The organism is Kitasatospora sp. NPDC036934 (genome assembly GCF_055608425.1).
Window position 1 is genome coordinate 220,433 of the sequence record NZ_JBVJQR010000006.1, and the last position, 13,340, is coordinate 233,772.

9 protein-coding genes are annotated in these 13,340 nt (G+C 72.1%); 1 reads left to right on the forward strand and 8 read right to left on the reverse strand.

Annotated elements, in window-relative coordinates; translation table 11 throughout:
• Positions 1–13 precede the first annotated feature (13 nt).
• From adhE to ACZ7BZ_RS11645, 4 genes are all read right to left on the reverse strand, one after another.
• Entirely contained in the window at positions 14–2,677 is a 2,664-nt protein-coding gene (gene adhE / locus ACZ7BZ_RS11630) for a bifunctional acetaldehyde-CoA/alcohol dehydrogenase (RefSeq protein WP_470358200.1), read from the reverse strand.
• Positions 2,678–2,909: 232 nt separating this feature from the next.
• Positions 2,910–3,770: a universal stress protein gene (locus ACZ7BZ_RS11635; protein ID WP_470358201.1), complete on the reverse strand. Its 861-nt coding sequence runs from the start codon at positions 3,768–3,770 to the stop codon at positions 2,910–2,912.
• Positions 3,771–3,901: 131 nt separating this feature from the next.
• A complete protein-coding gene (locus tag ACZ7BZ_RS11640) occupies positions 3,902–4,699 on the reverse strand; it encodes a universal stress protein (RefSeq protein WP_470358202.1) in 798 nt (265 codons plus the stop codon).
• Between the two features lie 36 nt (positions 4,700–4,735).
• Positions 4,736–7,120, reverse strand: a complete 2,385-nt coding sequence (locus tag ACZ7BZ_RS11645; RefSeq protein WP_470358203.1) for a phosphoketolase family protein — start codon at positions 7,118–7,120, stop codon at positions 4,736–4,738.
• A gap of 317 nt (positions 7,121–7,437) precedes the next feature.
• Here ACZ7BZ_RS11645 and ACZ7BZ_RS11650 point away from each other — a divergent pair, with 317 nt between their 5' ends.
• Positions 7,438–9,027, forward strand: a complete 1,590-nt coding sequence (locus ACZ7BZ_RS11650) for an oleate hydratase (protein ID WP_470358204.1) — start codon at positions 7,438–7,440, stop codon at positions 9,025–9,027.
• A gap of 240 nt (positions 9,028–9,267) precedes the next feature.
• Here ACZ7BZ_RS11650 and ACZ7BZ_RS11655 read toward each other — a convergent pair whose 3' ends face one another.
• Genes ACZ7BZ_RS11655 through ACZ7BZ_RS11670 form a run of 4 tightly spaced genes read right to left on the reverse strand, consistent with a single transcriptional unit; the run spans position 9,268 to position 13,328 of the window.
• Positions 9,268–10,041: a ribosome hibernation promotion factor gene (locus ACZ7BZ_RS11655; RefSeq protein WP_470358205.1), complete on the reverse strand. Its 774-nt coding sequence runs from the start codon at positions 10,039–10,041 to the stop codon at positions 9,268–9,270.
• A gap of 24 nt (positions 10,042–10,065) precedes the next feature.
• A complete protein-coding gene (locus ACZ7BZ_RS11660; protein ID WP_470358206.1) occupies positions 10,066–11,061 on the reverse strand; it encodes a carbamate kinase in 996 nt (331 codons plus the stop codon).
• A gap of 2 nt (positions 11,062–11,063) precedes the next feature.
• Complete coding sequence (gene argF, locus ACZ7BZ_RS11665) at positions 11,064–12,068, reverse strand: ornithine carbamoyltransferase (RefSeq protein ID WP_470358207.1); 1,005 nt, start codon at positions 12,066–12,068, stop codon at positions 11,064–11,066.
• Positions 12,069–12,104: 36 nt separating this feature from the next.
• Entirely contained in the window at positions 12,105–13,328 is a 1,224-nt protein-coding gene (locus ACZ7BZ_RS11670) for an arginine deiminase (RefSeq protein ID WP_470358208.1), read from the reverse strand.
• Positions 13,329–13,340: the final 12 nt, after the last annotated feature.

A 13,340-nucleotide genomic window follows, 5' to 3' on the forward strand; every position in this document is an offset into this window, starting at 1 on the left:
TCGGTGTCCTCTCTCAGGCCTGGTCGCCGTAGTAGGCTCGACGCATCAGCTGCTGCAGGTCGGCGGTCATCGGCATGCGGGGGTTGGCGGGGGCGCACTGGTCCTCGTAGGCGTTCATCGCCTGCTGGGGCAGGGCGGCGAGGAAGGCCGCCTCGTCCACGCCCGCCGCCTTGAAGGAGCGCGGGATGCCGACCTTGTCGCGCAGTTCCTCGACCGCCGCCGCGAGGGACTCGACGCCCTGCTCCGGGGTCGCGGCCGGCAGGCCGAGCATCCGGGCGATGACCTGATAGCGCTCCGGGGCGGTGTAGCTCTGGTACTTGGGCCAGCCGGTGACCTTCGCCGGGGCGGAGCCGTTCCAGCGGACCACGTGCGGCAGCAGCAGGGCATTGGTGCGGCCGTGGGCGATGTGGAAGGTGGCGCCGAGGGTGTGAGCCATGGCGTGGACCGCGCCCAGGAAGGCGGAGCCGAAGGCCATGCCGGCGATCGTCCCGGCGTTGTGCATCTTCTCCCGTGCCACCGGGTCGTCCGGGCCGCTCAGCACGGCCCGTTCCAGGTTCTCGAAGATGAGCCGGACGCCCTGGAGCGCCAGGCCGTCGGTGAAGTCGTTGGCGTAGACGGACACGTAGGTCTCGATGCAGTGGGTGAGGGCGTCGAAGCCGGTGTCCGCGGTGACGTCCTTGGGCAGGCCGGTCGTCAGGGCCGGGTCGACGATGGCCACGCTCGGGGTGAGCGCGTAGTCGGCGAGCGGGTACTTCTGGCCGGTGGCGGTGTCGGTGATCACCGCGAAGGGGGTGACCTCGCTGCCGGTGCCGGAGGTGGTCGGGATGCACACCAGCTTCGCCTTCTCGCCCAGGTCCGGGAAGGTGAAGGCGCGCTTGCGGATGTCGAAGAACTTCTCCTTCAGGTCCGCGAACTCCACCTCCGGGTGCTCGTACATCAGCCACATCACCTTGGCCGCGTCCATCGGCGAGCCGCCGCCGAGCGCGATGATGGTGTCCGGCTCGAACTCCCGCATCAGCGCGGCGCCCTTGCGCACGGTGTCGATGCTCGGATTCGGCTCGACGGAGTCGATGACCCGCACCTCGACCGGCTCGCGGCGGCGGCCGAGCACGCCCCGGATCCGCTCCAGGTGGCCGATCTCCACCATGGTCCGGTCCGTGACGACGACGATCCGGTGCGCGTTCGGCATGCTCGCCAGGTACTTGACCGAGTTGCGCTCGAAGTAGATCTTCGGCGGGACCTTGAACCACTGCATGTTGGTGTTGCGCCGCCCGATCCGCTTGATGTTGACGAGGTTCAGCGCCGAGACGTTCCCGGACACCGAGTTGTGCCCGTAGCTGCCGCAGCCCAGGGTCAGCGAGGGCGTGAAGGCGTTGTAGACGTCACCGATGCCGCCCTGCGAGCTGGGCGCGTTCCAGATGATCCGGCAGGCCTTGACCGCATGCCCGAACTCCTCGGCGAACGCCGCGTCCTCGGTGTGTACCGCGGCCGAGTGCCCGAGGCCGTCGAACTCCACCATCGCGGCGGCAAGTTCGACACCCTCGCGGCGCGAGCGGGCGGTGAGGACGGCGAGCACCGGGCAGAGCTTCTCCCGGGTCAGCGGCTCGGCCGGCCCGACCCGCTCGCAATCGGCCAGGATCACCGAGGTGTCGGCCGGCACCTCGAAGCCCGCCTCCTCGGCCACCTGCGCGGCCGAACGGCCCACCGCCGCCGAGTTCAGCCGGCCGCCGGCGCAGCCGGTACCGTCGCCGGTACCGAACAGGTACCGCTCCAGCAACGCCTTCTCCTCGACGCTCGCGTGGTGCGCCTTCAGCTTCCGGAACTCGGCGAGCGCGGCGTCGCGGATCTCCGCGTCCAGGACGACGGCCTGTTCGGAGGCGCAGATCATGCCGTTGTCGAAGGACTTCGACAGCACGATGTCGTTCACCGCCTGCTTCAGGTCCGCGCTCCGCTCCACGTACGCAGGGACGTTGCCCGCGCCGACGCCCAGAGCCGGCTTGCCGCAGGAGTACGCGGCCCGCACCATCGCGTTGCCGCCGGTGGCCAGGATCGTGGCGACGTCCGGATGGTTCATCAGGGCGCCGGTGGCGTCCATCGAGGGCTCGGCGATCCACTGGACGCAGTGCTCCGGCGCGCCGGCCGCCACCGCCGCGTCCCGGACGATCCGGGCGGCCTCGGCGGAGCAGCGCTGGGCCGAGGGGTGGAAGGCGAAGACGATCGGATTGCGGGTCTTCAGGGCCAGCAGGCACTTGAAGATCACGGTCGAGGTCGGGTTGGTCACCGGGGTGATGCCCGCGACCACGCCGACCGGCTCGGCGATCTCCACGATGCCGTCGATCTCGTCCCGGTGCACCACCCCGACCGTCCTGGTCCGGGCCATCACGTGGGTGACGTTCTCACAGGCGAAGACGTTCTTGACCGCCTTGTCCTCGAAGACCCCGCGCCCGGTCTCCTCCACCGCCAGCACCGCGAGGCCGGTGTGCCGCTCCAGTGCGGCCAGCGAGGCCTTCTTGACGATGTGATCGACCTGCTCCTGGGTGAACGGCGCGTACGCGGCCAGCGCGTCGAGCGCGTTGCGCACCAGACGGTCGACAGCGATGTCCGCGGGCGGCACCGTGACTTGGGCCTGGAACGGGACGGAGGGGGCTTTCGCCTCGGTCTGGGTCTGGCGGGGCATGGGCTGGACCACCTTTCGGTTTCCGGGGAAGCTGGCGCCCGCAGATGTCCGGTCGGGCTGTCCACCGACAGCCTCCCCCGGCCGATGCGGGCCGGGCCCCGGCCATTGGGGGTAGTCCTGCGGGCCGAAGGTCCTCTCGTTCGCCCGCGCCCGCGCGGTCCCCCGTGGACACGCCGACGGCCGTGGTGCGGACCGCTGTCGGTCCGCACCACGGCCGTGCGCGGGGCCGGCCTCAGTCGTGCGGCACGATCGCGACCGGGCTGTGCGCGTGGTGGAGCACGGCGTGGGCGACGGAGCCCAGCCAGGGCGCGGCCGGGTGGAGCCTGGGCCGGCGGCGTCCCACCACCGTCAGGCAGGCGCTCCGGGAGGCCTCCACCAGCGCCCGTCCGGCCGGCCAGGCGGTGAGCTCGGCCTGGACCCGGACCTCCGGGTGCTTCTCCCGCCAGGGGGCCAGGGCGTCCTGGAGCCGCATCAGCTCCGCGGCTTCCAGCGCCTCCCTGATCTCCCGCTGGTCCACCACGGCCTCGGTCGAGTACGGCCCCGCGGGCACCTTCCGGCTCTCCAGCACGCGCAGCGTCGCGCCCCGTGCCGCGGCCTGTTCGAAGGCGAAGGCGATGACGTCCGGGCAGGCCTGGTCGCTGTCCAGCCCGACCACCACGTCGCCCGATCCGCCGCCCTGGCCGTCGGCCCCAGCGCGGAGCAGCACGACGGGGCAGTTCGCGTGGCCCGCCACCCGCAGCGAGACGGAGCCGACCAGCAGCCCGGCGAACCCTCCCAGGCCGCGCGAGCCGAGCACCAGCAGGCCGTTGCGGCCCCCGGCGGCGGCGAGCGCGTAGGCCGGGTTCCCGGGCATGTGCTCGCAGGTCAGCTCCAGCCCGGGCAGCACGCTCGCGATGTGGTCCCGGGTGGCGAGCACCGACGGCGGCAGCGGCTCGCCGCCGCGGTCGGCCTCCCCGGGCGCGGTCGAGCTCGCGCCCCCGGCGTGGAGCAGCCGCAGCGGCCGGCCGCTGCGGTGCGCCTCCTGGGCAGCCCACTCGGCGGCGGCTGTACTCGTTCCCGATCCGTCGACTCCGACCACTACGGCGTACGGCATGATGACGGCCCTCCCTCGTTCGACGGTCCCGGCGCGGATGCCGGCGACCCCGGTGCGCGATCCACGATCGCGGTCGCCGCAGGCCGGTCCCAGGGGCCGAGCAGCCCCCGGGTGTGGCCCGAAGGTCCCGCTCACGCCTCCGGGACGATGGCGACCGGGCAGAGCGCGTGGTGCAGGACGGCGTGGCCGACCGGGCCGAGCGCGCCGACCAGGACTGCGGGCCGCCTGCCCAGCACCAGCAGCCGGGCCTTGGCCGACGCCTCCACCAGCGCCAGGCCCGCTCCCGTGCACGCGGTGTCCGCGACGACCTCGACCTCCGGATGGGCTGCCCGCCACGGTTCGAGGGCACGGGCGAGGAGATCGTCCTCGTCGTCCGGCACCCCAGCGGCCGAGGCGTGGACGACGTGCAGCGGCAGCCCGTGGCGGCGTGCGGCGGCGAAGGCGAACTCCAGGGCCGCCTCCGCGGGCCGGCGGGCATCCAGCCCGACCACGACCTGCTCGCGCGCTTCCGGACCCGGGGGGTCCACCGGCAGCACCACGGTCGGGCAGCCGGCCCGGGCGACCAGATGCAGGGCGGTGGACCCGATGCGCAGTCCGGGGAAGCCGCCGGCACCGCGGGCGGCGACAACGAGCAGTTCGGCGTCCTCCCCCGCGGCCACCAGCGCCGCGGTGGCGAGGTCGTGGACCTCCTCGATGCGGGTCTCCAGCTGCGGGTAGCGCACCGCCAGGACGTGGCGGACCTCGTGCAGCAGGGCGCCCGGGTCCGGCCGCCGTCCTGCCGACCAGCTGGGGAGCAGATGGGGCATCAGGGGCAGGGCGTGCAGGACGCGCAGCGGGCAGCCGCGCAGCAGCGCCTCGCGGGCGGCCCAGTCGGCGGCGGTCAGGCTGGTTTCGGAGCCGTCGATTCCGACGGTGACGGGTAGCTCCATGTGCTGTTCTCCTGACGGTCGGCCCCCCGGTTTCGGTCAGCCCTGCCAGGTCCAGTCGGTGACCTCGGGCAGGTCGGTGCCGTGCTCGCAGATCCAGTCGTGGTGGCGGGCACGTCGGTCGGCCATCTCCTGGCGCAGGGTGGCGGCGCGCACGGCCAGGCCGGGGACGCGGTCGATGACGTCCATGACGAGGCGGTAGCGGTCCAGGTCGTTGCGGACCACCATGTCGAACGGCGTGGTGGTGGTGCCGGACTCCTTGTAGCCGCGCACGTGCAGCTGTGGGTGGACGGCCCGGCGGTAGGCGAGGCGGTGGATCAGCCACGGGTAGCCGTGGTAGGCGAAGATCACCGGCCGGTCGCGGGTGAACAGGGCGTCGAACTCGGCGTCGGGCATCCCGTGCGGGTGTTCCTCCGCGGGCGTCAGCCGGGCCAGGTCGACCACGTTCACCACCCGGACGTGGAGGTCGGGCAGGTGCCGGCGGAGCAGGTCGGCAGCCGCGAGGACCTCCTGGGTGGGCACGTCACCGGCGCAGGCCAGGACGACGTCGGGCTCCCGGGTGCCGTCCTCGGTGCCGGCCCATTCCCAGATCCCGGCGCCACGGGCGCAGTGGGCGCGGGCCTCGTCAAGCGTGAGCCAGTCGAAGCAGGGCTGCTTGCCGGCGACCACGACGTTGACGTAGTCGCGGCTGCGCAGCACGTGGTCGGCGGTGGCGAGCAGGGTGTTGGCGTCCGGCGGGAAGTAGACCCGCACGGCTTCGGGGCTCTTGTTGAGGACGTGGTCGACGAAGCCGGGGTCCTGGTGGGAGAAGCCGTTGTGGTCCTGGCGCCAGACGTGGGAGGTGAGCAGGTAGTTGAGCGAGGCGATCGGTGCGCGCCAGGGCAGGGCGCGGGTGGTGCGCAGCCACTTGATGTGCTGGTTCACCATGGAGTCGACGATGTGGACGAAGGCCTCGTAGCAGGAGAAGAGGCCGTGTCGGCCGGTCAGGAGGTAGCCCTCCAGCCAGCCCTGGCAGGTGTGTTCGGAGAGGATCTCCATCACCCGGCCGTCGTGGGCGAGGTGTTCGTCGACGGGCAGGGTGTCGGCCTGCCAGGCCTTGCCGGTGGCGGCGTAGACGGCCTGGAGGCGGTTGGAGGCGGTCTCGTCCGGACCCACCAGGCGGAAGTCCCGGCGCTCGGCGGTGGCGGCCGTCAGGTCGGCGAGCAGGTCGCCCAGGACCCGGGTCGGCTCGTGCAGTGTCGCACCGGGCTTGTCCACGGGTACGGCGTAGCGCTCGAGTGACGGCATCGGCAGGTCGCGCAGCAGCAGGCCGCCGTTGGCGTGCGGATTCGCGCCGAGGCGGCGGGGGCCTTCGGGGATCCGGTCAAGGACCTGCGCCGATGGACGGCCGTGTTCGTCGAAGAGTTCCTCCGGCCGGTAGGAGCGCAGCCAGTCCTCCAGCTGCCGCAGGTGCGCGGGGTTGTCGCGGACCCGGTCGAGCGGCACCTGGTGGGCGCGCCAGGTGCCCTCGACCGGCAGGCCGTCCACCTCGGCCGGTCCGGTCCAGCCCTTGGGCGTGCGCAGCACGATGAGCGGCCACTGCGGTCGGCGGGTGCTGCCGCCGGCGCGGGCCTCGTGCTGGATGGCGGCGATCCGGTCGAGGGCGGTGTCCATGGCCTCGGCCATGGCCCGGTGGACCGTCAGCGGGTCGTGGCCGCCGATGTACAGCGGGAGGTGGCCGTAGCCGCGGAGCAGGGCGTCGAGCTCCGCCTCGGGCAGGCGGGCGAGCACGGTCGGATTGGCGATCTTGTAGCCGTTGAGGTGCAGGATCGGCAGCACCGCGCCGTCGTGGACGGGGTCGAGGAACTTGTTGCCGTGCCAGGAGGCCGCCAACGGGCCGGTCTCGGCCTCACCGTCGCCGATCACACAGGCGACCAGCAGGCCGGGATTGTCGAAGGCTGCGCCGTAGGCGTGCGAGAGCGCGTAGCCGAGCTCACCGCCCTCATGGATCGAACCCGGCGTCTCGGGAGCGACGTGGCTGGGCACGCCGCCGGGGAAGGAGAACTGGCGGAACAACCGGGCCATGCCGGCCCCGTCGCGGGTGACGTCGGGATAGGTGTCGGTGTAGCTGCCGTCGAGCCAGGAGTTCGCGAGGACGGCGGGCCCGCCGTGCCCGGGGCCCCAGACGCAGACGGCGTCGAGGTCCCGTGCGCTGATCACCCGGTTGAGGTGGGTGTGCACCAGGTTGAGGCCGGGCGACGTGCCCCAGTGCCCCAGCAACCGGGGTTTGATGTGCTCCGGGCGCAGCGGCTCGCGCAGCAACGGGTTCGCCATCAGGTAGATCTGCCCCACCGCAAGGTAGTTGGCGGCCCGCCAGTGGGCGTCGAGCGCCCGGATCTCCTCCTCGGAGGGTCCACCGGGAGCCGTACTCGGGTTGACGGACATGACTGTGCACTCCTCGGAGTCTGTCGGCTTCACCGACCGCCGACGGTCGGCCGACCTTCATCCTTCCCCCCTCGGCCGAGGTCCGCGCAGGGCCGAACAGGCCCCGTTCCATGGGATACCGGGGGCCGGTGGTCCCTGCTGTCCACGACTTCACCCGGACGACCCCGCACCGCGCTCCGCCCCGGGACGTACGGCCCCGAAGCGGGGACCGCCGGCCCTGCGTCCGGGTGCGCCGCCTGCCACAGGCTGACGGCACCTGCACAACCCGTGCAGGCGCGCCGCACGGCGCACGGACACGTGGACGAGTGGGACAGATCATGATCGACAGCGGGCGCGGGACGAAGGCCTACCTGGTCGGCGGCGGCATAGCGGCTCTGGCCGCCGCGGCCTTCCTGATCCGCGACGGCGAGTTCCCCGGCGAGAACATCCACGTCCTGGAGCAGCTCCCGCTGGCCGGCGGCTCGCTCGACGGCCGCGGATCCCCGGAACGGGCGTACGTGACCCGGGGCGGGCGGATGCTGGAGGACGAGGCGTACACCTGCCTGTGGAACCTCCTGGAGACGATCCCGACCCTCGACGACGAGAACGTCTCGGTGCGGGATGAGATCGTCCGGTTCAACCGGGACTGGCCCACCCGTGCCAGGGCCCGGCTGATCGACCGGGACCACCGAGTCCTCGACGCCGCGCGCCTCGGTCTCGACGCCCGGGACCGGCTGGAGCTGGCCCGGTTGCTCGTCCTGCCGGAGTCGGTGATCGGCGACCGCCGGATCGACCAGTTCTTCTCCGAGCACTTCTTCGCCACGAACTTCTGGGCGATGTGGCGCACCACCTTCGCCTTCCAGAACTGGCACAGCGCGATCGAGCTCAAGCGCTACTTCCTGCGCTTCCTCCAGGAGTTCCCGCGCATCCACACCCTGGCGGGCGTGCGCCGCACCCGCCTCAACCAGTACGACTCCATTGTCCGGCCGCTCACCCGGTGGCTGCAGGAGCGCGGTGTGCGCTTCGAGCACGGCGTCACCGTCACCGACGTCGACTTCACCGAGCAGGACGGTATCCGCCGCGCGAAGCGCCTCCACCTGCTCCGCGACGGCCACCGGGAGAGCGTCGAACTCGCCGAGCTCGACCTGGCGTTCATCACGCTCGGCTCGATGACAGCCGACGCTGCCTACGGCGACGACGACACCGTGCCGGAGCTGATCCGGGACAAGCGGGACGGCAACTGGACGCTGTGGGAGACCCTCTCCCGCCAGGCGCCGGACTTCGGGCAGCCGGCGGTCTTCAACGGCAACGTCGGCGAAGCCGCCTGGGAGTCCTTCACGTTGACCATGCGAAGCCCCGCGCTGCTCAGGCGGATCGAGGAGTTCAGCGGCAACGCCCCGGGCACCGGCGCGCTGATGACCTTCAGGGACTCGCCCTGGCTGATGTCGATCGTCGTGCCCCGTCCGCCGCACTTCGACGGGCAGCCCGAGGACGTCCTCACCCTCTGGGGCTACGGCCTGTTCATCGACACCCCGGGCGAGCACACCGGCACGACGATGGCCGAGTCCACCGGACGGGAGATCCTCACCGAACTCCTCGGCCAGCTCGGCTTCGACGACATCGCCGACGAGGTCCGCGCCACCACCACCGTCACCACGGTGATGATGCCCTACATCACCAGCCAGTTCGCCCGCCGCTCGGTCCACGACCGGCCCCGGGTGATCCCGCACGGCGCGCGGAACTTCGCCTTCCTCGGCCAGTACGTCGAGATCCCCGAGGACGTCGTCTTCACCGTCGAGTACTCGGTGCGCGGCGCCATGCACGCCGTGTACCGACTGCTCGGCCTCGACAAGCCGATTCCGGCCGTCCACCACGCCCTCTCCGATCCGAAGACGGCGTTCCGGGCGCTGGAGACCGCCTTCGGCTGAGCGCGCGACAGCCTCCGCCGACCGGCCGAAGGGCGCACCCGAGATGTCTCGGGTGCGCCCTTCGGCCATTCGGGACAACCTCGCGTCCAGAGCAGCACCCAACGCCACGGCCCGCCACCGTGGCTTCGGTGGCGGGCCGTGCGCGCGGATGTCCAGGGCCGCTCCAGGGCGGCCGGAGGACGGCCCCGACCGCTCCCCCGGTCGCATTACCGGTCCCGGCTGGCCCCCGGCTCGCGCTGGCTATTGCGCGGGTGTGATGAGGCCGTAGTGGCCGTCGTAGCGGTGGTACAGGATGTTGCCACGACCGGTCTCGCCGTTCGTGAAGAAGACGAACGGCAGGCCGCTCAGGTCGAGGCGCGAGACGGCGTCGGCGACGGTCAGTTCGGGCACGGCCCTGGTGCTCACCGCGATGCCCGGCTCGGCTTCGGGTGCCGCTCCGGCCGAGACGATCCGGTACGCTCCGGTCGCCCCGTCGTGGCGGACGACGCTGTCGCAGCCCGTCGCCGCGTCGGTGTACAGGTGGAAGTCGTAGTCCATCGCTTCCAGTTCGAACACCGCCGCCCAGGTAGTCTGGCGCGCGAGGCTGTAGCTCTTGTGCCGCACGATGCGGCGCTCCTCAGCATCCAGCACCCGGCGCTGCGGCCTGTGCTCGCGCCCGCTGGCCGCGGGCGGCTCAGCGTGGTGGCGGTGGTGCCGCTGGTGGGTCCGGACCCGAGCGATCCTGGCGTTCAGCCGGTCCTGGAGGAGGTCGACGGCTTCCTGCATGGTGGCGGCGGCGACGTGGGCCCGGACGGGCCGGCCGTTGAGGTCGAGCGTGGCCTGGGCGGTCGACGGCTTGGCCACGGCGTGGTTGGGCTCCTGGGTGAGCTTCACCCGGACCGCGAGGACCGGCTCGTCGAGGCGTTCGAGCACCGCGAGCAGCTTGGTCCTGGCGTAGTCGGGTGCACCCAGGGAGACTTCACCGCGGGTCGCCACCAGGACCTCGGCGGCGGGTCGGATCTGCAGACGGGTCATCACGGTTTCCTTTCCGGGTGGTTGTCAGACTGCCGCACGCTGACCGGCCGGGCCGAGGGTCGAAGGTCCCGCCGGCAACGCCTTGGGTCCCTCCCCTGCGGCGCCCGGCAGCGCGCGGACGGTGGTGCCGGTGGTGCCGAGGACCGTGCCCAGTGCGTTGTCGAGGGGGCCGATGGCCGCGAGACCTCCGGTCCGCTCCGCGAAGGCGGCGGCGGCCTCGGCCTTGGGCCGCATCGACCCTTCCGGCAGGTCCAGTTCGCGCAGCCGGTCGGGTGTGACGCTGACCAGCGGGCCGGGGCGGGTGGAGCCGAAGCGGGTGAAGACGTGGGTGACGTCGGTGAGGATCAGCAGCGCGTCGGCGTCGAGCTGTTCGGCGAGCAGCGCCGCGGCCAGGTCCTTGTCGACGACCGCCTCGACGCCGTGGACGAGGCCGGTGTCCGGGTCCCGCGTGACCGGGACACCGCCGCCCCCGGCGGCGATCACCACCGAGCCCGTGGCCAGGAGCGCCCGGATGGCCGGGAGTTCGACGATCGCCGTGGGACGGGGTGAGGGAACGACCCGGCGCAGGTGCTCACCGTCCCGCCCGATGGTCCAGCCCCGCTCGGTCTCCATCGTCCTGGCCTGGTGGTCGGTGAGTTGCCCGCCGATGAACTTGCCCGGCCGCTGGAAGGCGGGATCGTGGGGGTCGACCTCGGTGTGGGTCACCAGTGCGGTGACGGCGCGGCGCGGCAGCCGGCCCATGAGCTCGCGGGCGAGCAGGGTGCCGATCATGCCCTGGGTCTGGGCTCCGAGGACGTCCAGCGGGTACGGCGCGGTGAGCGCCGGGTCGGCCTCGCTCTCCTGGGCGAGCAGGCCGATCTGTGGCCCGTTGCCGTGAGTGATCACCAACTCGTGCCCGGCGGTGACGAGTTCGGCGAGCGAGCGGGCGGCGTCGTGGACGTGGTGCTGCTGGACGGCGGCGTCGGGGTGCTCGCCTCGCTGGAGCAGGGCGTTCCCGCCGAGTGCGGCGACGATGCGCATGGTCACTTCCTCCCGAGGGTGGCGACGAGGATCGCCTTGATGGTGTGCATGCGGTTCTCGGCCTGGTCGAAGACCAGCGAGGCCGGCGACTCGAAGACCTCGTCGGTGACTTCGAGGCCGTCGAGCCCGTGCTCGTCGGCGAGTTCGGCGCCGAGGTCGGTGCGGCGGTCGTGCAGGGCGGGCAGGCAGTGCAGGAAGGCGGTGTCCGGGTTGCCGGTCGCCGCCATCGTCTTCGCGTTGACCTGGTACGGCAGCAACCGGGCGATGCGCTCGGGCCACTGGGCGTGGTCCTCGCCCATCGACACCCACACGTCGGTGTAGAGGTAGTCCGCCCCGCGCACGGCCTCCTCGACCTCGTCGGTGAGAGTGACCCGAGCGCCGCTGTCCTGGGCGAGCCGCCGGCACACGGAGACGAGCAGCGGGTCCGGCCACAGCTCGCGCGGTGCCGCGATCCGCACGTCCATGCCCAGCAGACTCCCCATCGTGAGCAGGGAGTTGGCGGTGTTGTTGCGCGCGTCGCCGAGGTAGCAGAAGGAGATCTCCTCCAGCGGCTTTCCGCTGTGCTCGCGCATGGTGAAGACGTCGCACAGGCTCTGGGTGGGGTGGCAGGCGCCGGTCAGGCCGTTGTACACGGGCACACCGGCGTGGGCCGCGAGCTCGGTGACGGCGTCCTGCTCGAAGCCCCGGTACTCGATGCCGTCGTACATCCGGCCGAGCACGCGGGCGGTGTCGGCGATGCTCTCCTTGTGGCCGATGTGCGAGCCGTCCGGGCCCAGGTAGGTGGTCATGGCGCCCTGGTCGGCCGCGGCGACCTCGAAGGCGCAGCGGGTCCGGGTGGAGTTCTTCTCGAAGATCAGGGCGATCCTGCGGCCGGTCAGCCGAGGCGTCTCGGTGCCGGCGCGTCGGGCGGCCTTCAGCTCGGCGGCGAGGTCGAGGAGGTGGTGGATCTCGGCGGCGGTGAAGTCGAGTTCGCGCAGGTAGTGGCGGCCGCGCAGGTCGATGGTCATGGCTGTTCGCTCCTCGGGTTGGCCGGGTGAGGTGGGTCAGTTGGCGGGGTCGCGCTGGATCGGGCAGCTCATGCAGCGCGGGCCGCCACGGCCGCGGCCGAGTTCGGAGCCCGCGATGGTGACGATCTCGACGCCCCGCTTGCGCAGGTGGGTGTTGGTGGTGGTGTTGCGCTCGTAGCCGACGACGACGCCGGGGGCGAGGGCGAGGAAGTTGCTGCCGTCGTCCCACTGTTCGCGTTCGGCGGCGCGGGCGTCCTGGTCGGCGGACAGGAAGCGGATCTTGTCCAGGTCGAGGGCCTCGGCGAGCGAGGCGGCGAGGTCGGTGTCGGTCCGCACGTCGAAGCCGGCCGGGCGTTCGGGGGCGGGGGTGAGGGTCCAGGAGCGCAACTCGCGGTCCAGGCCCGGGTAGAGCGTGAAGGTGTCCCGGTCGATCATCGTCATGACGGTGTCCAGGTGCATGAACGCCCGGCTCTGCGGCAGTTGCACGGCGATCAGCCGGTGCGCGGTGTTGGTGAGGAACAGTTGTCGGGCGAGGGTTTCGACGGCCGCGGCGGTGGTGCGCTCGCCCATTCCGACCATGACGACGCCCGGGGCGATCACGTGGACGTCTCCGCCCTCGATGCTGAGCCCCGGCGCGGTGGTGGTGCCGTCAAGCAGCGGGGGCGCGGTCTCGGCGAACAGCGGGTGGAAGCGGTAGATCGCGGCGGTGTGCAGGGTCTCCCGCCGCCGGGCCGGCTTCGCCATCGGATTGAGGCTGTACCGAGCGCCGATCCAACAGGAGTTGTCGCGCGGGAAGAGGTGGTTGGGCAGCGGCGGAAGGGCGAAGTCCTGCTCGCCGACGGTGTTCCACACCAGGCTGTGCGGCTTGCGCAGCGGCAGGTCGTCCTTGAGGACACCACCGATCAAGTACTCGGCCAGCGTTCGGCCGTCGAGTTCCTCGCACAGCTCGCGCACCGGCTCGACCAGGGCAGGGCCGACATTGGCCGGGGTGACCACCTGCCCCAGCAGCCAGGACCGGGCCGGCGGCAGGTCGAGGGTCTCGGCGAGCAGGTCGGCGTAGTGGTGCACGCGAACGCCGTGGTCGCGCAGCACCTGGGCGAAGGCGTCGTGCTCCTCGCGGGCGCGCTTGGCCCACAGGATGTCGTCGAACAGCAGGTCGTCGACGTTGCGCGGGGTCAGCCGGGACAGCTCCAGGCCCGGACGGTGCAGGATCACCTGACGCAGGCGGCCCGCTTCGGAATCGACACGCAGGGTGGACATTGTTGGTGCTCC

Coding starts and splice junctions, on each gene's coding strand:
- ACZ7BZ_RS11635 (WP_470358201.1), bottom strand. CDS start 3,770: ATGCCGTACGCCGTAGTGGTCGGAGTCGACGGATCGGGAACGAGTACA.
- argF (WP_470358207.1), bottom strand. CDS start 12,068: ATGACCATCGACCTGCGCGGCCGCCACTACCTGCGCGAACTCGACTTC.
- ACZ7BZ_RS11645 (WP_470358203.1), bottom strand. CDS start 7,120: ATGTCCGTCAACCCGAGTACGGCTCCCGGTGGACCCTCCGAGGAGGAG.
- ACZ7BZ_RS11670 (WP_470358208.1), bottom strand. CDS start 13,328: ATGTCCACCCTGCGTGTCGATTCCGAAGCGGGCCGCCTGCGTCAGGTG.
- ACZ7BZ_RS11640 (WP_470358202.1), bottom strand. CDS start 4,699: ATGGAGCTACCCGTCACCGTCGGAATCGACGGCTCCGAAACCAGCCTG.
- ACZ7BZ_RS11650 (WP_470358204.1), top strand. CDS start 7,438: ATGATCGACAGCGGGCGCGGGACGAAGGCCTACCTGGTCGGCGGCGGC.
- ACZ7BZ_RS11655 (WP_470358205.1), bottom strand. CDS start 10,041: ATGACCCGTCTGCAGATCCGACCCGCCGCCGAGGTCCTGGTGGCGACC.
- ACZ7BZ_RS11660 (WP_470358206.1), bottom strand. CDS start 11,061: ATGCGCATCGTCGCCGCACTCGGCGGGAACGCCCTGCTCCAGCGAGGC.
- adhE (WP_470358200.1), bottom strand. CDS start 2,677: ATGCCCCGCCAGACCCAGACCGAGGCGAAAGCCCCCTCCGTCCCGTTC.